This is a genomic window from Streptomyces sp. URMC 127 (assembly GCF_051386535.1).
Classification (GTDB): domain Bacteria; phylum Actinomycetota; class Actinomycetes; order Streptomycetales; family Streptomycetaceae; genus Streptomyces.
Map to the genome: position 1 here is coordinate 1 of NZ_JBPQTW010000015.1, position 23,754 is coordinate 23,754.

Here is a 23,754-nt window from a genome sequence, read left to right on the forward strand (position 1 = left end):
CCCCCGTTTGACGCCCTGCCCCCGGGTGATCATTCTGACCGGATGAAAGCCGAGCCGACGACGCCCATGACAGCGCAGCCGAGTACCACGGACATCCTGAGCGCCGCCCTGGACGTGCGGGAGGCCGCGCGCCACGCCGTCCGCGGGAAGGGCGCCGCCGACAACGTCCTGGCGGCGCTGTCCGCGGTGATCGACCACGACCACGCGTCGCTGTCCCGCTGGGACCCGCTGCTCCGCCGCCACGTCACGCTGGCCGGCAGCTACCCGGCGGGCCCCACCCGGTACATCGAGACCCGCCTGCACGACGACCCGGCCTTCGCGCTCATCCGGCACACGCCGGGCACCACGAGCTGGTGGCACGACGTGCCCGCGCCGGTACGAGGCGCCTCCACCGGTTTTCAGGAGGTGCTCGAACCCCTGGGCGTGCAGGACGGCGTGGCCCAGTGCCTGTACTCCGCGGACGGCCGGTACGTGGGCATCCTCAACCTCAGTACGACCCGGGCTCGGTGCGACCAGCCGGCCGTCCGCGCCGTGATGACCCTGCTCGGCGAATGCCTCGCGGCCGTCGCCGACCCGCTCGCCGGGCACCGCTCCCCGGGGCCCGGCAGCTCCGGACACACCTGTGCCGTACTCCTGCCGGACACCGGGGACGCCGAGGGCGCCGGAGATCCGGCTCCGGTGACGGTGAGCGGGGAGCCGCTGCCCGGCCTCACCGAGGCCGGCTCCCCGCTCGTCGCCCTGCTGCGGCGCACGGCCGCCCGGCGGACGCTGCCGGCCACGGTGTTGGTGCCGTACCGGCAGCGGATGCTCGAACTGCACCTGTCCCGCCAGGGGGACCGTACGGTCGTCGTATGCCGTACGGTCGCCCGGCCCGCGGCCCTCTCCCCGCGCGAACTGGAGGTGCTCGCGGAACTCACCCAGGGCCGTACGAACCGCGAGATCGCCGACCGCCTGTACGTCAGCCCGCGCACCGTCGCCACCCACATCGAGCACATCCTCGCCAAACTGGACGTCCCCAACCGCGTCGCCGCCGCGGGCCGGGCCGTCGCCTGGGGCCTCGAACCGGCGCCCTGATATGAGTTGATCATGAGTATCGAAATTCTTGACCCGATGGAGCGTCTGCTCGCCGAGCGGGGGCTGAAGCGGGCGAGGCCGTCGAGCCTGAGCCGCACGGACACCCGGCCGTCAGGATGTTCGGTGAACACCTGTGCCGGGTGACCGTCTCCGCCGCCGAAGAAGGCCGTGCGCTCCTCGCTCAGTGCGACGATGGCTTCTCGGCGGCGTGCCGCGATATCGGCGTAGACCGCGCGGCCGTCGGTGAGCAAGCAGTCGCCGCCGACGGGGGGCGGGGGTGCCGCAGACCAGCAGCATGAGCCGGGGCGGGCTCGGGACGCTGGAGCGTTCGGTGTGCGGGGCCAGTTCGCCGTTGCCGAAACCCCCGTATCCGGCAAGGTGGGTGTGGCGTCGGGTGTCGCGGATGGTGGTCAGCCCGTCGGGGTTGCTGTCCCGGTGCGGAGTGATGTCCATGATCCGGGAGTGCGCAGTCGCGGACGGTACGGGAGGTGAAGCCCGTCAGGGCGATCAGCCCGGTGTCGCGTAACTGCTCCCGGACCTCGCCCTCGGCCCGCGGGGACTGAACGTCGACGTAGGGCCGTGAAGGGCTGGGCCTCTCGTATCGGCGTACTCCTCTCGTCATGGACAGTGCGGCCAGGGTCAGCGGCTTCGGGCGGTGGGGTACAGCGACGGATTGTCGACTCGGACAATTCGCTCAACCCAATGGCCAGTTGCCTGTCACGTGCTAGGTTCCGCACGGCCGTGGACCGGCGATGCACCGCGAAGGACAGCAGCGATGACCTACACGCCTCCGACCTGGCCCGTCTCCATCAAGGCCGTCGCCCTCGACATCCGCCAGCGTGTGCTGCTGCTGAAGAACGAGAGGCAGGAGTGGGAGCTGCCCGGCGGCCGCCTCGAGTCCGCTGACGACAGCCCGGAGACGACAGTCGAGCGGGAGCTGCTGGAAGAGACCGGCTGGGAAGTGAAGACCGGACCGATCATCGACGGCGGCGTATGGATCTACGAGCCGATCCCCGGCCGGCGGGTCCTCATCGTGACCTACGGCTGCACCGTGCTCACCCCGGACCGGACACCGGTCATCAGCCACGAGCACAAGGCGATCGAGCTGTTCACCGCCGACGAGGTACCGGGCCTCAACATGCCCGACGGATACAAGCGCGCGATCGCTACCTGGTACGGACAGCGGCAGAGCTGACCGGGCTCCAGGACTGACGCCATGACGCTGCCGACGCCCCGACCCGCCGCCCCTCATGTGGTGTGGCACTGGGCGACGCCGCAGGCTGAGGCCGTGCTCGCGAGCCGTGACCTTGGGACCATCTTGCGGTTCCACCGAGCGGTGCACCGGCTCAACCAGACCGAACTCGGCGAGACCCTGGGATACGACAAGACGTACGTCAGCGCGTTGGAACTGGGCAAACGCTCTCTGGATGACGTTGGCTCCCGGCGTCGCGTCGCGGCATCCCTCGGTCTGCCGCCACATGCCCTCGGGATGACCGACGTCGCCGACACCGACCACCGGGCGATGGTGCAGTTCGGCGAGTCCACCGTCCGGCTCGCCGAGATCGCCCGCCAGACCGGCCACGCCTCCGAAGCGATGGCCGAGTTGTGGCCGCTGGCCGCCCGCCTCGAAGCCCGCGTCGAGGACGGGCACAGCGCACGCGACGTCGTACGCCTCCTCGCGCACGCCCGTCTGGGCCTCGGAATCGCGCTCGGCAATGTACCGCCTGAAGAACGCCTGGCGACCGCTGCTCGCTGGACCGCCTGGAGTCTCGAAGCGGCTCGCCATCTCGGTGATGACCCGGCCCTGATCTCGGGCGTCCTGCGCATGCACGGCAACGAGATCCGCAAGGCCCGCGTCCGTGGCGCTGCCGTCGAACGCCTGCGCCAGGCGGCGGCCATCGCGCCCACGATCGACGACCGCGCCGCTGGCGCGCTTGGCGACCGGGAACTGTTCGACCGGGTGATGCGCGAGGCCGACGGCCTTCTCGACCGCTCTGTGCACACCTCGCTGTTCAACCCGTACTCGCTCCACGAGATCCGCCTGCGCGGGCTCCTGGCCACCGGCCGCGCGCAAACGGCCATACGGCTCGTGGAGGAGCAGCCGGCACCCGATCAATGGCCTGAACCGGCCCCCGCTGAGTAACCGCCTAACCGCTCAGCGTTGGATCAGCTGCGGCCCCCCTGTACTGGTCGGATGGTTTCCGCCCGGGGCATGTCCGGTCCCGCGCCTCTGCCATTCTCGTGATGGCGCCGGGTGGCGAACTGGTCGAACAGCGCACGGAGTGGTGCCACGGGAGCGTTGTCGTGCCACACTGCCATGGCCGTGCCCGAGTCGATTGACCGTTCGGGGGTGCTGCGAAGTGCTCCTTAAATGATCTTGTTCCTCGGTTGCTGGATGAGCTCAGCGGCTATGCCGCGTTCAACGCCGGACGTGACCAAGGCGTTCGCCGGATCGAGACATTTTTGCGGGGCAGTTGCTGTTGGTTGACGATTCCCGCGTACGCTCCGGAGCTTCGTCGCAGTGTCGCGGCTGATCGGTATGCGATGGGGTTCCCTCCGTGGAATCGACCAGGTCAGGGGGCGCGTGTGGCTCAGGAATCTGCACATGGGCGTCGCCCGGTTGAGCTCGGCCTCCTCGATGCGGGGGCATCCGCCACAGTGGCCGGCGACCTCCCCGGTCTGGAGATCGTGCGCGCCGCAACGAGCCGGCTCGTAGGCAGCCTGGTCACTGGTGAGACGGAGCGGCTTGATCGTCTGGGACTGACGGAGCACTCCGCGACGCTGCGCTCGTTCCTGCTCGGCGGCAGAGGAAAGCACATGCGGGCCTTGTTCTGCTATTGGGGCTGGCGAGGGGGCGAGGGCAAGGGGCCACGCGAAGCGGTCGAAGCCGTCGCGGCAGCCTTGGAGCTGAACCACGCGGCCTTCCTCATCCACGATGACATCATTGATCGCTCGGACACGCGTCGCGGCCGGCCTTCCGTGCACCATCGCTTTGCCACCCAACACGCAGCGCATTCATGGTGCGGAACGAGTGCCGCCTTCGGTGATGGCATGGCCCTGACCCTGGGGGACCTGTGTTTTGACTGGGCCAGAGGGCTCATGGCCCAGCACACGCCCACCGGGCACCTGCCCGTGGTGATGGACATCTATCACCGCATGGTCACCGATGCCTGCTACGGCCAGCTGTTGGAGGCACAGATTCAGGCGGACCGAGGGTACGAGGTGGACCGGTGTCGAGCCGTCGTCATGCACAAGGCCGCCCGTTACATGGTCGCGCCGTCACTGTCCGTCGGAGCAGCTCTTGCCAGTGCAGACAGAGAAGTGCGCAATTTTTACTGGGAATTCGGTATGGCGCTCGGGGAGGCATACCAACTGCGCGATGACCTTCTCGGGATGTTCGGTGACCCAGAGGTAACCGGCAAGTCGAATCTGGACGACCACCGTGACGGAAAGCCCACAGTGTTGTTTGCAACAGCGCTTGCACAGGCCAGCGCTGCCCAGCGAGCCAGGCTGCTGGCTCTGTACGGCTGTCGCGATCTCGATTCAGCAGGAGCGGACGAACTGCGGGCTCTTCTTCAGGAGACCGGGGCTGCGGAAAACATCGAAACAGCGATCTGTTCTCTCAGCCGGCAAGCTTCCCGTGCCCTGGAGGCCGCGGCAGTCAGTACGGAAGTGAAATCCGCGCTTGGCAGGCTGGCCGCATACGCCCTCTTTCGCGATCGGTAGATGAATCGCAGCGGCAGGCTTGCACGTCCATGGAGGACTCATATGCCCGTCGGCCCCGGACCACATCTGCGAACCCCACGTGAGCAGGCGGCCTTTGCCTACTACGACAACAAGCGCAACGATGCGCTCAACCTCGGCCTCGGCGAAATCGACGGCTTCTACCACCATCACTTCGCCGTCGGCGACTTCAACCGTCAAGTCCTCCAGCTGACAGGCGAAGAACGCGAACGATCCGTCAACGCCGAGATGCACCGGATGGAAACCCGACAGGTCCAAGCTCTCGTCGAAGCCCTCAGACCGGTCTCACCTCAGGAACGCGTCCTGGACGCAGGTTCTGGCAGAGGTGGCACAGCGTTCCTGCTCCACCAGGAGTTCGGCTGCCGCATCGACGGCGTCAACATATCCACCTATCAGAACCAGTTCGCGCGGGAGCAAGCCGTCCGGCACGCATGCGCAGATCGCGTTCGATTCCATGATCGAAACATGGCCTTGACAGGCTTCCCCGAAGGATCCTTCGACTACGTGGTCACCAACGAGACCACCATGTACGTCGAGCTGAACGAGACCTTCGCCGAGTTCACCCGACTTCTCAAGCCCGGCGGCCGCTACGTCCTGCTGACGTGGTGCATCAACGACGCCGTCGCGCCGCACAATCCGGAATCCGAAGCGATCGACCGGCACTACCACTGCCATACCCACCGCCGCAGCAGTTACCTGCGAGCTCTCCTCAACTCGCGGCTCATTCCCTACCAAATCGATGACCTCACTCGATCCGCCACGCCCTACTGGGAACTACGCAGTCACTCGAGTCTCGCCACCGGCATCGAGAAACACTACCTGGACGGCTACCGCAACGACCACGTCAACTACATGCGCATATCCGCCCGGAAAGCTATCGACTCATGACGGATCACACCACAGAGATCCCTCCCGTCCCCGCAGTGATCACCCGCGCCCGCGAATTCGTCCGCCCTTCCTTGGAGCTGGCGGTCAGCCGGTTGCATCCTGACCTCGCGAAGGTCAGCGGTTACTACTTCGGCTGGTACGACGCCGAAGGCAAGGCCATCAAGGGCAGAGGAAGCCGCTCGCTACAGGCATGCATGGCGATGCTCGCCGCGGAGGCCTGCGGCGCGAACCCTCAAGCGGTCCTTCCTGCTGCCGTCGCCGTCGAACTCCTCCACAACCTCTCTCTCCTGCACGACGACATCATCGACCGTGACGCCATCCGCCGCGGACGGCCTGCGGCCTGGGTCGTCTTCGGCACCGGAACCTCCCTCATCGCCAGCGACGCCCTGTGGACCGCCGCCATCGAGGAGCTCCTCAAGGTTCCGCAGCCGGACATGGCCCTGAAGGCCGTGACCGAACTCAACACCTCCATGAGCCGGATCATCCACGCAGCGGCCAGCGAAGCCACCTTCGACCGCACAGCAGCCACCGACATCGCCCTCAACGAATACATGGACATCTGCGCCATCAAAGGAGGCGAGCTCCTGGGAGTGGCCGCCGCCACCAGCACACTGCTGGCCGGCGGGCCGGAAAGCACCGCCGAGGGCCTTCGCAGGGCCGCACACCACGCGGGAGCCGCCTGGCAAGCCACCAATGACCTGGAAAACATCTGGGGCGACACCACCCTGGTCGGCAAACCGGGATTCCAGGACCTACGCCAGCGCAAGCACACTCTCCCGATCATCGCGGCCCTCAAGAATGACCATCCGGCGGCACGGGAACTGGCTCGCCTCCTGGCGAGACCCGACCTCGACGAGGCCGGTATGAACCAGGCCGCCGAGATGATCGAAGAACTCGGCGGCCGGGCAACAGCCGAACAAGAGATACAGAAGCACCTCACCTACGCCCTGCGCGAGCTCGGTCAACTCGAGTTGGATCCATCCGCTCACCAGGACCTGACCGACCTCTTGGAATTCGCAGTCACACGTCACTCCAAGGGAAATGAAGCGACCGCGAGTATGCCGAAACTTCGCACGTTGTGACCACTTGTTATTTGATCTGCACTCTCGCCCCCGAGAATCACACCAAGGGTACCGAAATTTCCTGATCCGGACGGTGACCATGGAAAAACAAGCCTTCACCCTAGCCGATTTGGATGGCGCGCAGCTTCCCGCCCTGCGACCGCCATGCCCTGTCCGGAAAAACCCATTCCATGAGTCGGTCCGTGAAGAGTTCCATCACTGGCTGTTCTCTCACGGCCTTTTTACGCCTGAACAGGCGAGGCGATTGAAAGAGTACGACCTGCCCCTGGGTGCAAGCCTGATGTGGCCAGCCGGAGACCGTCGGAGCTGTTGGGCGGTCGCTGCCGTCACCGTCATCGTGAGCCTGCGTGATGACGAAATAGACAGCTCTTATCAGGCTAACCTGCCAGCGCTGGAAGATTGGCTAGCTGAAGCGCAGAATGAATTTCACACCGCTCTCGATTCCCGCTGGGGCCCTATTTTCTCGCATGTGTGGAGACGGCTGGCCGAGCATCTCTCAGCATCTCACATGCAACGTTTGTCCGATGCTATGATTGACTATTTACAAGGATGTCTAGGCATGGCCGGCCGCCTGGCCGTCGAGCGAGGATTCGACGACGTCCAAGACTACATCCGCCTGCGCACCCGCTGTCTCGGCATGCGAATGGCTTGGTTATTCGTAGAGATTAGCCGAGGTGTCGACATCGGAGACGTGCGTGATCATGACTTGCTTCAAGACCTCGTTCGGGCTGATTCGGAGCGGCATGTTGCCGCACAGGACATACTTACTCTCCGCAAAGAGCTCGCTCACGGAAATTACGAGGAGAATCTCGTCGTCATCACAGCCAAGATGGAAAAATGCCCTCTCGTGGATGCCGTCGGATCAGTGCATCGTATCTACCAACAAGCTTGCGCCCGCTACACAGGTCTTGCTGCCGAGATTGCAAATTCCGAACTGGGGAAGCATGCAGAGGTTCGGGAATTTATTTCCGGAGTGGACGAAATGGCTGCGGGGGTCCTCGCCTACTACAACTCGTCGCCTCGCTATACCAGCTCCTGAGGTAGCTTGTACTACTTGCCCCAGGCCGAGCCTCCGTGCCGTCTCCGGCCGAACGCTTGTGAAGCCGCATGCCCATGAGGCACCCTCGGCACGGAGAACGCCCGCAACTCCGCGTCCTCTCCGCCCTGGTAGCGCCTGCCGCAAGCGGGCTTCCTCGGGGGCATCGGGGTTACGCAGCGGCGAGCGTGTGCTGGACATCGGCTGCGGCGCGGGCCAGACCTCACGGCTGGCCGGGCGCCGAGCGGCAGGCGGGCGGGTGCTCGGCCTCGATCTGTCCGGCCCCGAGCTCCGGCTCGCCCGCGAACTCGCCGATCGCGAGGGGCTTGCACACCTCACTTTCGAGCAGGGGGACGCCCAGGACCACCACATCCCGCAGGGTGAGTTCGACGTTGCCATCAGCCGGTTCGGCATCATGTTCTTCGCCGACCCCGTCGCTGCCATCGGCAACATCCGCCGCGCCCTGCGACCTGGCGGGCGACTCGCCTTCGTCACGACGGCCGAGCCGGCGACAACGACTGGGTGCGGGCGGTCGGCGTCCTGCGCGAGCACCTGCCCATGCCGTATTTCCATGCCGGCGCCGACGAGCCCAGCATGTTCTCCTTCGCCGACCCGGACCGCATCCACGACGTCCTGGGCGGTGCCGGCTTCCGGGGCGTGACCGTCGCCCCGGTGGAGGCGCCGCAGGACTGGGGCTGCGATGCCCGGGACGCGGCGGACTTCATCCTCGGCTCGGGGCCCCTGCGGTTCCTCCTGGACCAGGCCACCCCGCATATCGCCCACCGTGCCCCGGAGTCGCTCACTGCCGCTGTGCGGCCGTTCACTCAGCCGGACGGTGTCCGCATGCGCGGCGTCGCCTGGCGGCGGCCGGCCGCCGCTGGGCTCAGGCAGGAAGCGTGCGGGTATCACAAGCCACCTTGCTCGAGGCGCGGTTACTTTGCCTCCAACGGTCTCTCCCGAGGTATCCCTGTCACTGACGTCGCGGAGTGGATGGGTCACTCGAGCATCCAGCCGACGTTCAAGATCCGCCGTCACCTGATGCCGGCGTCTCTCGACCAGGCTGTCAGGGTCCTCGGTGAGGGGCTGTAACCCCTGCCGCTTGCCGGGCGGCGCGCAGCCCTGATTCCACGGCTCCGTCGATACAGCCGGCCCACCCACCGGCGATGTCCGCACCGGCGAAGACGATCCGGCCGTGGGGCTCCTGCAGCCCTCGGTGCAGCGTGGTCAGCTGGCCGGGACGCCGGATTCCCCAGCCACCCTGCGAGAAGGCGTCGCGGCCCCAGTCGTGGGCGCGGTAGTCGATGAGCTCGGCGTCCGGCACGAGGTGTCGCAGGGCCTTCCCGACCTCCGAGGCCTCGGCGATGTCGAATGCGGGGTGGACGCTGAACCCGGTCACGAGCTCGCCGTCGCCGAGTTCGCAGTGGGGCAGCAGGGTCGACAGGAGGGAACCTTCGGCGCCCTGCGCCATGAACCGCCCGGGCCCACCCTTGATGTGGAGCCACATTTTGATGCTGTTCGGCACCCCGATCCCCATGGCCCCCGCGGCAGCGTGCGCGTCGGGCAGCGTGGGCGAGAAGTCGATCAGTGGCCACATGTTGACCGGCACCGCCACCACCACTGTGCCGGCCGAGAAACGCTCACCTGCCCGGGTCGTCACGTGGACGCGCGCGCCATCGTCGCTGATCGCCGCGGCAGGCGTGTTCAGACGCACTTCGGGCCGGGCATCGGCCAGCATGGCCTCCAAGACCGCGAGCGTGCCCGGCTCGGGGCGCAGGCTGACGAGGGAGTGGTAGCCGTTCCGGTCCAGTCCGCCCAGGGCCCACCACTGGGCCAGCATCGACGCTGCTCCCCGGTCGGCGGAGCCTCCCAGCTCCGTCGACAGGGCGCTGGTGACCATGTTCCGCTCCTCGGCGGTGAGGTTCGTTCGCTTCAGCCAGTCGGCCAGCGACAAGCTGTCGAACTCTGCCAGCAGGTCCTCGCGGAACAGCGGATCGTAAGGCCGGGGAAAGTAGGTGTCGGCTCCTTTGAAGACCTTGTTGAGCAGGTCGCTGACCATGGAGAGGACATCGTCGGCCGGGAGCGCCAGCGGTTCCTCCTCCGTGGGTGCCAGAGCTTCCTCGGGCTCGGCGTCGGTGACGACGGGTATGCCGTAACGGGTCAGCTCTGCCCAGATGTGAGGCTGGTTCCAGTGGATCCATGCCCCGCCGAGCTCGATGCGGCGTCCCGCGAAGTCGTCGGTCCATGTGCGTCCGCCGAGACGGTCACGTGCCTCGAGCAGCAGCGTTCTCCGTCCCCGGGAGCACAGTTCTCGTGTCGCGGTCACGCCCGCGAAGCCCGCACCCACGACGATCGCGTCGAACTCGGTGCTCATGTTCTCTTCTCCCTCGGCGGAGTCATGGGCGGAGCAGTGCGTGGAGTCACGGGCGGGTGAGGGCTAGAACGACGTTGTGGCCGCCGAAGGCGAACGAATTCGAGAGAACGGCCGTGACATCGGCCTTGACGGGCTGCCGGCCGATGACGGTGAGGTCTAGCCGGGGATCCGGCTCGTCGAGATTCGCGGTGGGAGGCAGCACTCCGTGCATGATGGCCTGCACCCCGGCCACGGCTTCGATCGCGCCCGCGGCGCCCAGTGCGTGGCCGGTCATCGACTTGGTGGCGGACACGGGAATGCCGGAGGCGTCCTTGCCCAGAGCGGAGTTCAGCGCTTGGGCCTCGGCCGCATCGTTGAAGGCGGTGCCAGTGCCATGGGCGTTGACGTAGGAGATGTCCCGTGCGCTGAGCCCGGACGAGCGCATGGCTGCTGTCACGGCCCGGGCCGCGCACGCGCCGTCCGGGCGGGGCGCGACGACGTGGAAGGCGTCGCAGGAGCGTCCGTAGCCGCTGAACTCCGCCAAGGGCGTGGCGCCGCGCGCTGCCGCGTGTGAGGCCTCTTCCAGGACCAGGACGGCCGCGCCCTCACCGAGCACGAACCCGTCCCTGTCGGCACTGAACGGCCGGCTGGCCCGCTCGGGGGCTTCGTTCCGTGTGGACAGTGCCTTCATCCGGGCGAAGCCCCCGACGATGACGGGCGTGAGCGGTGCCTCCGTCCCGCCTGCGAGGACCACGTCGGCCTCGCCGGCAGTGATCATTTGATGGGCGGCGACCAGTGCGTCCGAGCCGCTGGCACAGGCCGTGACCGGGGTGGCGCAGGGGCCGGTGAGCCCGTAGCGGATGGCTATCCAGGATGCGGTGCTGTTGGCCATGGACATGGGAACGAATCTGGCTGTCAGGGCGGTCAGACCCCGTTCGATGAAGGCGCGGGAGTTCTGTTCGATGCTCTCCGCTCCTCCGCAGCCGGTGCCGATGGACACCGCGACCCGGCTCCTGTCCTCCGTGTCGAGATCGATGCCGCTGTCCCGCAGCGCCAGCTGTACTGCCGCGGCGGCGAGCTGGGTACATCGGTCGGTCGCCTGCACCTCCCGCCGGGAGAGCACCAGCTCTTCCGGCAGGTCCACTTCGGCCGCGATCCGTGCGGGCAGACCGGTGGCGTCGAAGCGGCTGATGGTGGTGATGCCGCTGAGGCAGTCCAACTGGGCCGCGTGGAATTCCTTGGAGCCGACACCGATCGCGGTCACCGGGCCCAGACCGGTGACGACGACACGGCGGGCGGTCATGCCGCGGTCCCGTCGGCGGTGCTCCGGCTCTCGATGAACGCGAGCACATCGCCGAGTGTGGTCAGCGTCTGGGCGGCCTGGTCGTCGACCTCCGTGCCGAGTTCGCCTTCCAGGATGGTGACGAGTTCGACCATGTCCAGCGAGTCCAGTTCCAGGTCCTCTTTGAAACGGGCAGTGAGGGTGATCTCCTCCGGCTCCATGCCCAGCCGGTCCACCATGTAGGTGACGATCTGCTGCCGGATGCTCTCGGTGTTCGTGCTCATGGCGTGATGCTCCTCTGAGGGGTGTTGTGCGCGGGGCGCCAGACATCCAGGTCGGCATGGAGGGCGAGGTCGTGACAGACGGCTGCGACGCCGGCGACGAACCGGTCCGCCTCAGCGGTGTCGAGGATGAGCGGCGGCTGGATCCGCATGACCCGGTTGTGGTTGGCGGTGACGAAGGTGAGGATGTTGTGGTCGCGAGCCAGGGCGCTGACGAAGCGCAGGCTCATGAGATCGCCGATGGTGGTCTCCAGGGCGGTCCCGGCGCGGGACAGAGCGGTGCGCAGCTCGTCCGGCAGCGTGTCGGTCAGCGCGCGCAGGTCGCCGGGGAGGCGGGTGAGCAGTTCGTCCGTCGCCGAGCGGACGGCTCCGGAGAAGTCACCGTCGAACTCGATGGCGTTCATCAGTCCGATGCCGCGCACTTCCTTGACGAAGCCGTACGGTGCGCAGGCCTCGCTCAGCGAGCGGCGAAGGTGCTCCCCGACGGTACGGGCGTGCTGGGGCAGCTTCTCCTCGGCCAGGACGTCCAGGGTGGCGAGACCGGCCGCCGCGGCGAAGTTTCCGCCGCCGAACGTCGAGGAGTGAAGCATCGCGCGCTCACTGCTGCCGTAGGCCTCGTCCCACAGCTCGCTCCGGCAGAGTGTCGCCGCAATGGGCACCAGTCCGCCCGACAAGGACTTGGCTATGCACAGGACGTCGGGGTCGAGCTGGTCGTGCTCGGCGGCGAACAGCGCGCCCGTGCGGCCCAGACCGGTCTGGATCTCGTCCAGGATGAAGGCTGCTCCGGCCCGGCGGCACAGTTCGCGCGCCTCCTTGAGGTAACCGGGTGGCGGCAGGACGACTCCCCCTTCACCCTGGACCGGTTCGACGATGAACGCCGCTGCCCCGTCGATGACCGCCCTCAATGCCTCGATGTCCCCATAGGGGACGGCGACGGTGTCCGGCAGCAGTGGTCCGAAGGGTTTCCGGTGCCGCAAGCGCCCCGTGACCGACAGCGCGCCGAGTGTCTTGCCGTGGTAACTGTTGTCGGCGTGGACGAGACGGGTCCGCCCGGTGCCGGCCCTGGCGACCTTGAGCGCGGCCTCCACCGCCTCCGTACCGGAGTTGCTGAAGAAGACGCGCTCCAGCCGGCCGGGGGACACCTCACTGAGCCGTTCGGCCAGCTCGGCGGCCTGCGCGGGCATCGAAACGTACTGGATGAAGGTGGGCGAACCGTGGTCGAGGAACTGCCGCAGGCGTTCTGTTACCCGGGGGTGGTTGTGGCCGAGGTTGAGGCAGCCGTATCCGGCGACGAAGTCGAGATACTCGGCGCCGTCGGCGGTGGTCAGGGTGCATCCGCGGCCGCGGGTGAAGACCCGGTCCATGCCGTGCGCGCCGAACAGCCGGGCCATCGGCGGGTTCACTCTCTCGCGGAACCGCCGTTCGGTCGCCGCGGCGATGTCCTTCGTGCCGGTGTCCGCCGGGCGGCCGGGCCCCCGGAAGTACCGGGCCAGCCGGGCGATCGCCTCCTCCCGCACCGGTCGGCCGAAGGAGGCGAGCGGTGTGGGGAAGAAGCCGTGCCGGGCCGCGAGCTCGCCGATGGCGTGGACGTGTCCGATGTTGAGTTCGCGGCCCAGGGAGAACGATTCGGCACGGCCTTCCAACGCCAGCACCATGGTCTCGGCCAGGCAGCCGTTGAGCTGCCGCGTCGGGCCGGGCAGCGAACCGTCGCCCACCGTGACGTCGTCCCCGGCACTGACCAGGCCGCCGTCGACGATCAGGACGTCGTGTCCCTCGGGCGGCGGCGCGGTCACGTCGCGGGGGAGCGCCACGTCGATCACGATGCTGCCGGGGGCCAGTCGTTCGGGATGCACGAGGCCTCCGACGGAGGAGGCGCAGACGAACAGGCGGGTGTCCGCGGTGCACTGGTCGACGCTGTCCACGAGCCGCACCTGCTGGTGCGCGGAAGGCTCCAGGTGCCTGAGGAGTCTGTCGGGAGAACGGTTGACCTGGCGGCACACCAGGTCGAGCGGGAAGCCGTCGGCCAGGAGCAGTTTCGTCACGGCCAGGCCGATCGAGCCGGGGTAGCCCAGGACGGCGACCCGGGTGTGCTCGGGGGACAGGTCCAGGAGCCGGACCACATGCAGCAGTTCCTGATGAGTGGCGTAGGCCGTCAGGGAATTGCCGCTGGTGACCGGGGTGCCCACCGTGCGTGCGGTCCACAGGCCGCGGTCACCGACGATGGACGTGGCGCCCCCGAGCCCGATGAGCTGAGCACCCCGGTCGCGTAGGGCCGAGGCTTCGGCGGCGACCATGGCCCGAGCGGTCGTGGGGCGGCGCAGCATCTGTTCCGCGGTGTACGACAGATAGCGGATCTCGCCTTCGCAGCGGGCTCCGGTGGCCGAGGTGACCGAGCCGAAGAGCGGGAAGGGGATGCTGTGGCGCGGCCCCGGGGGGCGTTTGATGCCGCGGTGGTCGTCCAAGAGACGGGTGAAGAGGTCCAGCCCGCGGATTTGATTGCGGTGTCCGGTGCTGACCGGGTGCGCGAGGAAGCCGAACGTGGTCACGGATCGCTCCGGTGTCGGTGGATCGGAAGGAGGCCGGGTCGAGTCGCGAGGGTCTACGAACCCGCGGTGGCAGAGGTGGTTCGCTGCCCGGCCCGGATCACGGCGAAGGTCAGATCGGACAGCTCGTCGCGCTGCCAGCCGTGGGAGGACAGCAGACTGAGGCCGTCTCCCTCGTTGTTGTGGGACAGCAGCACGGAGCAGAGGTTGACAGTCGCCGGCTGCCGCAGCCACGCACGCACAGTGGCGGGATCGACGTCGTTGACATGGCGGTGGTGGACGGTCAGCTCGCCGAAGGACCTGGTCCATTCCGGGTCGAGCAGGTGCAGCACCTGTGTCTGCCGGCTCAAGTCAGCGCCCGACCGGCCTTCGTGGTAGGTACGGATCACGGAGTGCCCGCCGTCGATCAGCCGGAACACGGTGAGGTTGCGCCGGAGCCGCTGCCCGTACAGGCACACCTGCTGGACGAGTGTGGGCAGGATGTCGGGCACCAGTGCCGAGGCGCCGTCGCCGATGAACGCGAGGACGTTGTCGTCGCGGGTGAGCGCGATGGCGGGAACAGCCTGGAGCGCGTCGCCCATCAGCGCGCGCCCGTACCAACCGGAGAAGCCGGGGCCCGTCCTGGGAAGGTTGCGCACGGCGGACAGGCCGCCGCGGCCCACGTCGTACACGCCGGTGTAGGTGTAGCCCTCCTTCGAGATGAGGTGGTCGAGCACCAGGTGCAACTGCCGGAAGAAGTAGTTGGCGCTCATCGGCAGCACGGGAAGTTCGTGCACGGCGTCGGAGGCGCTGTCCCGGGTACGGGCGATGGCCTCGGTTCGCGCGGCGAGAACGTCCGGGTCCACGTCCAGCCGTTCCCGTACGGCGCGGAGGAAGGCATGGGCATCGGAGAGCACGGGGTGATCAGCGAACGGAGCCAGGTGCTCCGGTTCCCGGGTGACCTGCACGATGCGCAGGGAGCGCTGCAGGACGCGTCGAGAAAAGGGCGTGGCGGATTCGCCGATGCGGCTCTTGAGGAAGAACAGGCACTGGTCGCTGCGGGGACGGAGCCTGCCGCCGTGGTGAAGGAAGTCATGGACGCGTGCGGAGAAGCCGTACAGCCCGAGGGTTCCCAGGTATGCGTCCACCACGTGGCCGCCACGGTACTTGGCGACGCTGCCCGGCCGGGTCAGCGAGTCGGCCAGCGCTATCCCTGCCCGCCGGGCGATGTCGTGGACGAGGCCGGATTCCTCATGATTCAGGTGCCCGCACTGCCACAGCAGTCTGCTGGGTCCCTGGTTGATGATGTCCATGACCGGGGCGAGAGTGTCCTCCCGGACATCGAGTACCGGTGCACGGGGTGTGTCTTGATCGGTGGTGGGTGGTTCGGGAACCGCCGTGGCGTCCAGCACGGCAGGGGTTGTGAGCAGGACGACCGGTCCGCGGTCCTGCGCGTAGGCGGCACGGGCCTCGGCCAGGCCGGCCTCCAGCCGGTCCGGATCGTCCAGATACACATGGGGGATGCCCCGGGCTGCGAGCACGGTCCGCGAGTCCTCGGCACCGTGGACAGTGCCCTGAAAGGGGTACCAGGCCGAGACGGGTGAGTCGGCGCAGACGATGAATCCCCGGGCGCGGGCATCCCTGAGGTTGGCCAGGGTGCCGCGGAACTCGTCGACCATGCCGCTGGTGACGACGATGACGAACGGCGCCTCGTCGAGTTGCCAGCGCGCCAGCGCACCGCAGGCGAGGCTGTGTTCGCTCGGGCCGCGCAGGACGGGATTGCCGGACTCCGCCGCGAGGAGGTCGAGGTCCCGGATGAGAGAGGAGACGACGGAACCGGTGTAGTAGTGCAGCCCCCAGGATGCTCCCGCCTGTTCGGTGAGGAAGCCGTGGAGGGAGCGGGCCAATGCGGAAAGGTTTCCTCGGGAGGCGGCGCGCAGCGCCGATCCCGTGAGCAGGTGCTGTATGCCGTCCGTGAACAGACACACGATGTCCGCGGCGAGGGCCGAGCGGTCGTCCGGCATGTGGCGTAAGAGGTAGGGCCGTGCCACATGGACCTCATGCCCGGTGCTCTCGGTGTAGACGGCGGTCCGGCGCGCCCCGAGGCCGTCGCGCAGGCGTTCGGGCAGTGCGGCGGTCAGTGCCTCGAGGGCGTCGGCGACGGAGGTTTCGAACGGTGCGGTGCTCAGGCCCGCACCCTCCGCGTCGAGGAGTACGAGCGCGATGGACTCCGCGCCCGCAGGCTCGATGGGCAGTGCTCCCGCCGTACGGGCGGCGCGGGCCGGTGTGTCGGCGGTGACGAGGTGCACGTCCGCTGCCGGGAGGGCGCCGTTGAGGAACCGGCGAGCCTTGGCCACGATCCCCGCGTATGCGGGGATCGAAGGGTGTGCCGGAGTGCGGTGCCGAGGCGCGGCCGTCCGGTCGGGACAGGCTGTGACCAGACGGCGCTCCGAGTCGTCGGTCAGGTCGGACAGGGCATGGAGCACGGCCGTGTGGAAGGCCGCGCGCTTTCCTATGGAGAAGACGAAAATGTGGTGCTGCGGACTGACGGCCGCCATGCGAGAACCCCCGTTGCGACGCGATGACGGAGCCGGTCGGCGCAAGGGTGCGCAATCGTGCGAGTGATCGACCGGACGATCTCCGTATCGAGAAACCCCCTGTTGTTCCGGGGTGCGCGGTGTGGTGGGTGTGGTCGGGCGCACCTCCGAGAACTGACTGTATTCTCGCTCTAGTTGAACACTCTAGTCAAGTTGATCTGACGGAGCCTTGTGGTAACCGCATCATCAACTGTCGTGCAGACCCGCCTTGTTGTGCAGCTTTCGCAGTGGACCCGGGGCCCACCAGTTCGCGCGGCCGATGAGCTTCATGAAGGCCGGCACGAGGATGCCTCGTACCAGGGTGGCGTCGACGAGGACGGCGAGAGCCAGGCCGGCACCCAGGAGCTTGAGCAGGCTGAGTTGTGAGGTGGCGAGAGCAGCCAGAACCGTGGCCACGACCGCGGCGGCGGCGCTGATCAGGCGGCCGGTGTGCTCCATGCCGAAGACCACCGCACGGGTGTTGTCCCCGGTGGTCAGGTACTCCTCGCGGATACGGGAGAGCAGGAAGACGGTGTAGTCCATGGAGAGGCCGAAGGCCACGCACAGCATCAGAAGCGGGACGGTGACCTCCAGCTGCCCGGTGTGAACGAAGTCACCCACCAGCCACTTGAGATGACCGTCCTGGAAGACGTAGACCATGGCCCCGAACGAGGCCGTGAGGCTCAGCAGATTGAACACCAGGGCCTTGAGCGGAATGACGACGCTGCCCGAGAAGAGGAAGAGCAGGACGAGCATGCTCAGCACGATGAGCGCGGCTGCCCAGGGGATCCGGTCGGCGAGTGCCGCCTTGGTGTCCACGAGTGATGCCGCCTCGCCGCCGACCAGGGCGCGGGACGGCGCCTCCACCGCGCGTACGGCTCGCGCGTAGTCCTCGCCCGCGGCCGAGTTGGGGTTGACGGTGGAGACCACCGAAAGCCATGTGCCCTTGCCGCCGGTGTAGAGGGCCGAGGTCTCTCCGGGGGGCGCGACGAGCTTGCCCGCGGCCCAGCTCCCCAATGCGCTGTCCACGCGTTTGGTGTGCTCGACACGCGAGATCGCGATGGCGTACTCCTTCAGTCGTGACTCCTGGGCCTTGGGATCGAGGTCCGGGAGGACGACGGTCACCGGAGCGGTGGAAGCGCCGGAGAAGTCGCTGCGGATCGCATCGGCGGCTACCTGGGCGCTGCTGTCCCGCGAAAGGATCCGGTCGTCGGTCAGGCCGAACCGGGCATGGCCGAAGGGTACTGCCAGAAGAAGGAGCAGGACGACCACCGCTCCGCCGGTCAGCACGGGGCGGCGCATCACGCTGGTTGACAGCCGGTGCCAGACGCCCACGCCGTCCGGCCGGGCGCCCGGCAAACGCCGGCGCAGGGGAGCGAACAGATCGAGCCGGTCGATGCGCCGGCCGATGACGGCGAGTACCGGCGGCATGATCAGTAAGGTCGCCAGGGCCGCCAGCAGGACCACCGCGATGCCCGCGTAGGCCAGGGACTGCAGGAAATAGACGGGGAAGACCAGCAGCGCGGCGAGCGAGAGGGCGACGATGAGCGAGGAGAAGAGCACCGTTCGGCCCGCCGTGCGCAGGCTCTCGGCGACGGCCTCCCGCACGTCGCGCCCGCCGGCGAGCTCCTCGCGGTAGCGGGTGACGATGAACAGGCTGTAGTCGACGGCGAGCCCGAAGCCGAGGGCAGTGGTGACGTTCATCGCGAAGAGCGATACGTCGGTGACGGAGGCCAGCAGTCGCAGGACGGCGAGCGTGCCGACGACGGACACGATGCCCACCAGCATCGGCAGGGACGCCGCGACCAGGGAACCGAACGCGGCCAGCAGGATGAGCAGGGTCAGCGGCGCCGCCAGCAGCTCGGCGCGGGTCAGGTCCTCCGCGCTCTGCTTCTCCAGCAGATCGTTGACCGGTGCCTGCCCGGTGGCGGTGACGGTCAGCGGCCCCTGGGCTCCGGTGATGCGGGGGAGGAGATCGTGTGCCCTGCGCGTGGCCCGGTCCTCGTCGCCGGCGAGTTTGACCAGGACCAGCGCCGAGCGGCCGTCCTTGGAGCGGAGTGAGGGATCACCCGTGGTCCAGAACGACTCCGCGAACACCACGCCTGCGGATGAGCGGATCTGCTCGGTGAGCTCTCGCCCGGCCCTGGCTGCTGCCGTTTCCTCCACCTGCGCCTTCGCGTCGGCCAGCAGGACCATGTTGGGGGCACCGGCGCCGAATCGCTCTTCCAGCAGCCTCTCGGCGCGGGCGGATTCCGAATTCTCGGGCGTGTATCCACCGCTGGACAGATGCTTCTCCGCCCCCGCGCCGAAGAGGGCAGCGGCTACGGAGAGGGCCGCGACTAACAGGAAGACCGGTGCTTTGCGGCGTACGAGCAGCCGGGCGAGCGCCGCGAGACGGCCATGAGGCGGGGCCGGCGGTGTCTGGCCACCGGGCTCGGGGCGGGTCTGTGCCGAAAGAGCCATGGGCTCTCTCCCCTTAAGGATCTTGGGCGGGCGCCGGCGCGTCACCGCCCCGCCGTTCTCGGACGCGTCCGGCGTCGGGCCGCCGGACGCCGCGGTGTGTGAGGGCGGCCCCGATCCCTTGGGTTGAGCGGTCGGTCGTCGAGCGCCGTGTGTCAGCGCTCTCCGATGAGGTGGTGGCACAGGGCGGAGTGCACCCAGTCGGCCCACTGCTGGGAGGTCCAGCCCCGCTCGGTCACCAGCAGGTGGTACATCTCGGGGCCCAGCAGGCCGTAGGCGATGTCGACGGCCCGGTCCAGCGTGAGCCCCGGAGGCAGTGGACGCTTCTCGGCCAGGGCCTTCATCAGCTGTGCCTGGACTTCGAATCGCTGCTGCTTGTTACGGGCCCACAGAGGGGCCACGTCCTCGTTCGACGACGCCGCGGTGCGCAGCACCTCCAGCAGTTCGCCCACACGCTCGTAGATCTCCCGGGCCGCCGCCACCTGGTGCCGCAGCTGTGTGGACACGTCTTCGGCCCGGATGGCGTCACTGACCCACTGGCGCTCCAGGGTCGGCACCGGCTCGTCGTCGCCGGCCACCCGCACGTCGACGAGCTCCTTGAGGATCGTCTGCTTGTTCCCGAAGTTGAAGTAGATGGTCTGGACGGCGACTTTCGCCTCTCGGGCGATCGAATCGATCGTGGTGCCGTTGTAGCCGTGCTCGATGAAGAGACGAAGCGCGGCGTCGAGCATGCGCTTCCTGGTCTCCTGTGCTCGCTGACGCCTGACCCCGGGTTTTCCTGCCACGCCTGCACCATCCGTTCATTGGAGCTACTATCTAGAGTAATACTACACAGCAGTGGAGTTGGGGGAGGCGGCATGGCCGGACAGTCGGCGACAGGCGTTGCCCAGCGGAAGGAAGGGGCGCCCAGAGGGCTGGTGTCGCTTCTCACGGGAAGCATGGGCCTCGCGATGTTCGTGCTCTTTGCGCTGGGCGCCCTGGGCCCACTGCTGCTCGATGAACTCGACATCACACGCTCCCAGTTGGGGACGCTGACGGCTCTCGCTTTCGGTGCCGCCTCCCTCCTGTCCCTCTACACCGGGCACATCACGGACCTCCTGGGGGGACGATGGGCTCTGGTGGCACTGCTGGTCACCGTGGCGGCGGCGTTCGCCGTCCTCTCCGCGGGAGGCACCTACGGCTGGCTGCTGTTCGCCCTGCTGCTCGCGGGAGCCGCCCAGGCCTTCGCCAACCCCGCCACCAACCGGCTCATCGCCGCTCATCTGCCACCCGACCGGCGGGCGGCGGCCGTCGGGGTCAAGCAGTCGGGGGTCCAGGTAGGGGCGTTCGTCGCGGGGCTGGTCATGCCCTCACTGGCGGCGGCGACCTCGTGGCGGACCGCTCTTGCCCTCGTGGTCCCCGTGGCGCTGGTCGCCGCGCTGACGGCCGCTGTGCTGCCGCATGACCGGCCGAAAACCGAACGGTCCGCGGGGGCCCTGCTGCCCAAGGCGCCCAACGCGGCCGCGGGCTGGCTCATCGTCTACTCCCTGGGCATCGGTACGGGAATGGCCGCGCTCAACACCTATCTCCCTCTCTATGCTCACGAAGAACTGGGTATGGGCGAACGGGCTTCCGGCGCGCTCATCGCGGCGATCGGCGCCGCGGGCATCGTCGCGCGCGTGGTGTGGACCCGCTTCAGCGGCCGCCTCACCGATGTGTCGACGCCGCTGCTGTTCCTGGCGGGAGCGGCCGCGTGCTTCGTGATCCTGATGCCCCTCGCCGACTTGCTGCCGCCGCTGGTCTGGATCGGAGCGATCGGTCTCGGCGGGTCGGCTGTAGCGGCCAACGCCGTCTCGATGGTCGCGGTGGTCCGCAGCCCGGCCTTCGGGGCCACCGGACATGCCTCGGCCCTGGTCTCCATGGGCTTCTTCGGCGGGTTCGTCGTAGGCCCCATCGGCTTCGGGCAGCTGATCGAAACCGGCGGAGGCTATCCGGCAGGCTGGGCTCTGGTGGGCGTTGCCTTCCTGACCTCCGTCCTGTGCGGGCTGCGGGTACGCCGGGCGGTGCGCCCATGACGGGGTGGCCCGGGGCTCGGGACACCGGGCGTGAAGAGGCCGTGGATTTGATGCTCCGACGGGTCCGCATGACGGCCGCCGAGGTGGGAGACCGCTTCCCTCTCCACGCCGATCCGTCCACCGGCCGCTGGACGACCACACGGCGCGGCTCGTGGGCCGGGGGCTTCTGGGCCGGGTTGCTCTGGCTGGTGGCCGCACGCTCGGGCGAGGAGGAAGACCGTGAGCGGGCCGGCGCATGCACTGCCCGGTTGCGCGAGAGGGTGGGGGACGACACCGACACCCGGGCCTTCACCTTCTGGTACGGAGCCGCTCAGGGGCACTTGTTGTGCGGGCAGACCGATGCGGCGTCGGTTGCGCGGGAGGGCGCGGCGGCCCTGGCGGGCGCCTGGGATGTACACCAGCGGTTCATACCCGCCGGGACCGCCCTGGGGCGTGGCCCGCTCGGAGCGCAAACGCTCTCCGTGGACACGGCCGGCGCCGTGGTCGCGTTGCTCTCATGGGCCGGCCGGGCCTACGGACACCCGCAGTGGATCACGTATGCGCGGCAGCACATCGCCACAGTGCTCGAGCACTGCCTGGACAGGGGCGCCGCGGTGCGCCCGTCCGCCGTCCCGGGCGGTCGCGCCCACGCGGTGACGGCGGGGGAGTGGCCGCGCGGCCAGGCCTGGGGCATGCTGGCGTTCGCTGTCGCGGCCGGGCTCACCGAGGACGGACTCGCCCGGGACGTTCGAGACGCGGCTTGCCGTGCCACCGATCTCTGGCTGGGCAGAACCGGTGGTGGCGTGCCGCCATGGAGCTTCACCGATCCGTCCGGCCCCAGGGACACCTCCGCCGCCGCCATCGCGGCCGAGGCCATGCTCCTCCTGGCCGGTGCGGTGGACGAGCCCAGGAGCGCGGCGTACCGGGCGGCAGCGACCCGGCTGCTCGACGCGCTGGTGACCCGGCACCTGACGCTGCCGGGCACCGGTGCCGGGGCGCCCCCCGCCGGCATGTTGCTGGACGGCTGCTACGACATGGCGTCGGGCACTGCCGTGGCCAACGAGCTGGTGTGGGGCGACTACTTCCTCTTCTCGGCGTTGCTACGACAGCTGGGTCAGAACACGTCCACCATGGTGTCGGGGCCCGGCGCGTAGCGCTTGAGCAGGCGCTTGGCCACCATGTGGGTGTGCAACTCGTCCGGCCCGTCGTAGATCCGGGTCGCCCGCGCCTGCCGGTACATCCGGCTCAGCGGAGTGTCGTCGATCAGCCCCTCCGCCCCGTAGACCTGCACAGCCCGGTCCAGCGTGTTGACCAGAGCCCGGGCACCCAGCACCTTGGCCGTGGCGACCTCGATGTACGCCGCGCGACCGGCGTCCACCGCCGCAGCGGCGCGCAGCACCTGCGAGCGGGCGGATTGAATGTCCGTGTAGGAGTCGAAGACGTGCTGCTGCAAGAGCTGCTTCTCGGCCAGCGGCTCCCGGAACGCGGTCCGCATGTGCAGCCGGTGGCACATCAGATCGAAGGCGCGCTTGGCCTGACCGAGCCAGTGAACGGCACGCAGGGTGCGGCCGAGATCAAGCCGTTCGTTCGACACCGCGAAGCCGGCACCACGGTCACCGATCATGTGATCGTCCGGCACGTGCACTCCGTCGAAGCGGACCTCGCGGTGGCCGCCGTCGGTGCCGAGTACGGACAACTCCCTCGTGATGGTGAAGTGTTCGGTGTCCGTGGGGACGAGGAACATGGTGAACGCCTGCCGGTTCGGCATGCCCATGGACTCGGTGCGGCACATGACGGTGATGAAGTCGGCGCCGCCGGCGCGGCAGAACCACTTGCCGCCGCGGATCGACCAGCCGTTTCCGTGGGGCTCGGCTTTCGTGGTCATCAGCGAGGGATCCGACCCGGAGCGCCCGGGCTCGGTCATGCCGAAGCAGGGCACCACCTCGCCGGTGACGAGCCGGGACAGGTATCGCTCACGCACGGCCGGCCTGGCGTGCCGGTACAGCATGAGGGCATCGAGGAGGTGTTCGGATCCCAGGACGGCGGGTCCGTACTCGGACTCGCCCGCCACCTCACCGATGTGCGCGTAGTCGGTCAGTGAGAGTGCCTGCCCGCCCAGCTCCCTCGGGTGGGCCAGGGCCCACAGACCGTTCGCCCGGGCCTTGCTCCGCAGGGTGTCCAGCACCTCCTGAGCCCGCGGTCCGCCGGCGTTCAAGGCGGTCTCCGCCGGAATCACCTCTCCGCGGATGAAGGACCGGGTCTGCTCGCGCAGCTCGCGTATGCGGTCCGGAGGGTCGAACAGGTCGTGCGTTGTGTCGTCGTGCAGGTGGGGCGAAGCCGCCCTGTTCATCTGGCAGTCCCTTCGTCGGGTGGGGGAGGCGTTGTGCGGAGAGCGGAAAGGTGCCGGGCCCCGGCGGGGGCCCGGA

Annotated in this window: 18 protein-coding genes and 1 pseudogene; 11 read left to right on the plus strand and 8 right to left on the minus strand. The window is 68.4% G+C overall.

Translation table 11 applies throughout. The features are described 5' to 3' along the window. Window positions 1-42 precede the first annotated feature (42 nt). From ACSNOH_RS05965 to ACSNOH_RS06005, 9 genes and pseudogenes are all read left to right on the plus strand, one after another. Window positions 43-1,074: a response regulator transcription factor gene (locus ACSNOH_RS05965; RefSeq protein ID WP_436720129.1), complete on the plus strand. Its 1,032-nt coding sequence runs from the start codon at window positions 43-45 to the stop codon at window positions 1,072-1,074. A gap of 775 nt (window positions 1,075-1,849) precedes the next feature. Continuing rightward, a complete protein-coding gene (locus ACSNOH_RS05970; RefSeq protein ID WP_436720130.1) occupies window positions 1,850-2,269 on the plus strand; it encodes an NUDIX hydrolase in 420 nt (139 codons plus the stop codon). A 21-nt stretch (window positions 2,270-2,290) separates the two neighbouring features. Next, window positions 2,291-3,217 carry a helix-turn-helix domain-containing protein gene (locus ACSNOH_RS05975; RefSeq protein WP_436720131.1) on the plus strand — a complete coding sequence of 309 codons (927 nt, stop codon included), beginning with the start codon at window positions 2,291-2,293 and terminating at the stop codon, window positions 3,215-3,217. A 443-nt stretch (window positions 3,218-3,660) separates the two neighbouring features. Continuing rightward, the gene (locus ACSNOH_RS05980) at window positions 3,661-4,800 is read left to right on the plus strand and encodes a polyprenyl synthetase family protein (RefSeq protein WP_436720132.1); all 1,140 of its coding nucleotides are present in this window, start codon (window positions 3,661-3,663) and stop codon (window positions 4,798-4,800) included. 42 nt (window positions 4,801-4,842) lie between these two features. After that, entirely contained in the window at window positions 4,843-5,706 is an 864-nt protein-coding gene (locus ACSNOH_RS05985; protein WP_436720133.1) for an SAM-dependent methyltransferase, read from the plus strand. 35 nt (window positions 5,707-5,741) lie between these two features. Beyond that, window positions 5,742-6,788, plus strand: a complete 1,047-nt coding sequence (locus ACSNOH_RS05990; protein ID WP_436720134.1) for a polyprenyl synthetase family protein — start codon at window positions 5,742-5,744, stop codon at window positions 6,786-6,788. Between the two features lie 79 nt (window positions 6,789-6,867). After that, window positions 6,868-7,827, plus strand: coding sequence for a terpene synthase family protein (locus ACSNOH_RS05995; RefSeq protein ID WP_436720176.1), 960 nt, complete (start codon window positions 6,868-6,870; stop codon window positions 7,825-7,827). Beyond that, window positions 7,733-8,275, plus strand: a pseudogene (locus tag ACSNOH_RS06000) (class I SAM-dependent methyltransferase); the annotation flags it as partial. The gene ACSNOH_RS05995 and the pseudogene ACSNOH_RS06000, both read left to right, overlap by 95 nt. Window positions 8,276-8,346: 71 nt before the next feature. Continuing rightward, entirely contained in the window at window positions 8,347-8,913 is a 567-nt protein-coding gene (locus tag ACSNOH_RS06005) for a hypothetical protein (RefSeq protein WP_436720177.1), read from the plus strand. On the opposite strand, the gene ACSNOH_RS06010 is transcribed toward ACSNOH_RS06005, so the two are convergent. The 7 genes from ACSNOH_RS06010 to ACSNOH_RS06040 form a co-directional block, all read right to left on the minus strand. Beyond that, window positions 8,888-10,195 (minus strand): flavin monoamine oxidase family protein, encoded by a 1,308-nt coding sequence (locus ACSNOH_RS06010; protein WP_436720135.1) that lies wholly within the window; start codon window positions 10,193-10,195, stop codon window positions 8,888-8,890. The genes ACSNOH_RS06005 and ACSNOH_RS06010 overlap by 26 nt on opposite strands. Before the next feature lie 46 nt (window positions 10,196-10,241). Further along, on the minus strand, window positions 10,242-11,477 hold the full coding sequence (locus ACSNOH_RS06015; RefSeq protein WP_436720136.1) for a beta-ketoacyl-[acyl-carrier-protein] synthase family protein: 1,236 nt from the start codon (window positions 11,475-11,477) through the stop codon (window positions 10,242-10,244). After that, a complete protein-coding gene (gene acpP / locus ACSNOH_RS06020) occupies window positions 11,474-11,740 on the minus strand; it encodes an acyl carrier protein (protein ID WP_436720137.1) in 267 nt (88 codons plus the stop codon). Before acpP ends, ACSNOH_RS06015 begins: the two co-directional genes overlap by 4 nt. Continuing rightward, a complete protein-coding gene (locus ACSNOH_RS06025; RefSeq protein ID WP_436720138.1) occupies window positions 11,737-14,283 on the minus strand; it encodes an aminotransferase class III-fold pyridoxal phosphate-dependent enzyme in 2,547 nt (848 codons plus the stop codon). The genes acpP and ACSNOH_RS06025 overlap by 4 nt, the downstream gene beginning before the upstream one ends. A 53-nt stretch (window positions 14,284-14,336) precedes the next feature. Further along, window positions 14,337-16,817: a hypothetical protein gene (locus tag ACSNOH_RS06030; RefSeq protein WP_436720139.1), complete on the minus strand. Its 2,481-nt coding sequence runs from the start codon at window positions 16,815-16,817 to the stop codon at window positions 14,337-14,339. Between the two features lie 225 nt (window positions 16,818-17,042). After that, complete coding sequence (locus tag ACSNOH_RS06035; RefSeq protein WP_436720140.1) at window positions 17,043-19,298, minus strand: MMPL family transporter; 2,256 nt, start codon at window positions 19,296-19,298, stop codon at window positions 17,043-17,045. 152 nt (window positions 19,299-19,450) lie between these two features. Continuing rightward, window positions 19,451-20,026 (minus strand): TetR/AcrR family transcriptional regulator, encoded by a 576-nt coding sequence (locus ACSNOH_RS06040; RefSeq protein ID WP_436720141.1) that lies wholly within the window; start codon window positions 20,024-20,026, stop codon window positions 19,451-19,453. A 186-nt stretch (window positions 20,027-20,212) separates the two neighbouring features. Here ACSNOH_RS06040 and ACSNOH_RS06045 point away from each other — a divergent pair, with 186 nt between their 5' ends. After that, the gene (locus ACSNOH_RS06045; protein ID WP_436720142.1) at window positions 20,213-21,349 is read left to right on the plus strand and encodes an MFS transporter; all 1,137 of its coding nucleotides are present in this window, start codon (window positions 20,213-20,215) and stop codon (window positions 21,347-21,349) included. Window positions 21,350-21,399: 50 nt separating this feature from the next. Then, window positions 21,400-22,482: a sugar ABC transporter permease gene (locus ACSNOH_RS06050; RefSeq protein WP_436720143.1), complete on the plus strand. Its 1,083-nt coding sequence runs from the start codon at window positions 21,400-21,402 to the stop codon at window positions 22,480-22,482. Here ACSNOH_RS06050 and ACSNOH_RS06055 read toward each other — a convergent pair. Further along, the gene (locus tag ACSNOH_RS06055; protein ID WP_436720144.1) at window positions 22,443-23,678 is read right to left on the minus strand and encodes an acyl-CoA dehydrogenase family protein; all 1,236 of its coding nucleotides are present in this window, start codon (window positions 23,676-23,678) and stop codon (window positions 22,443-22,445) included. The two genes, ACSNOH_RS06050 and ACSNOH_RS06055, sit on opposite strands and share 40 nt — an antisense overlap. Window positions 23,679-23,754 lie beyond the last annotated feature (76 nt).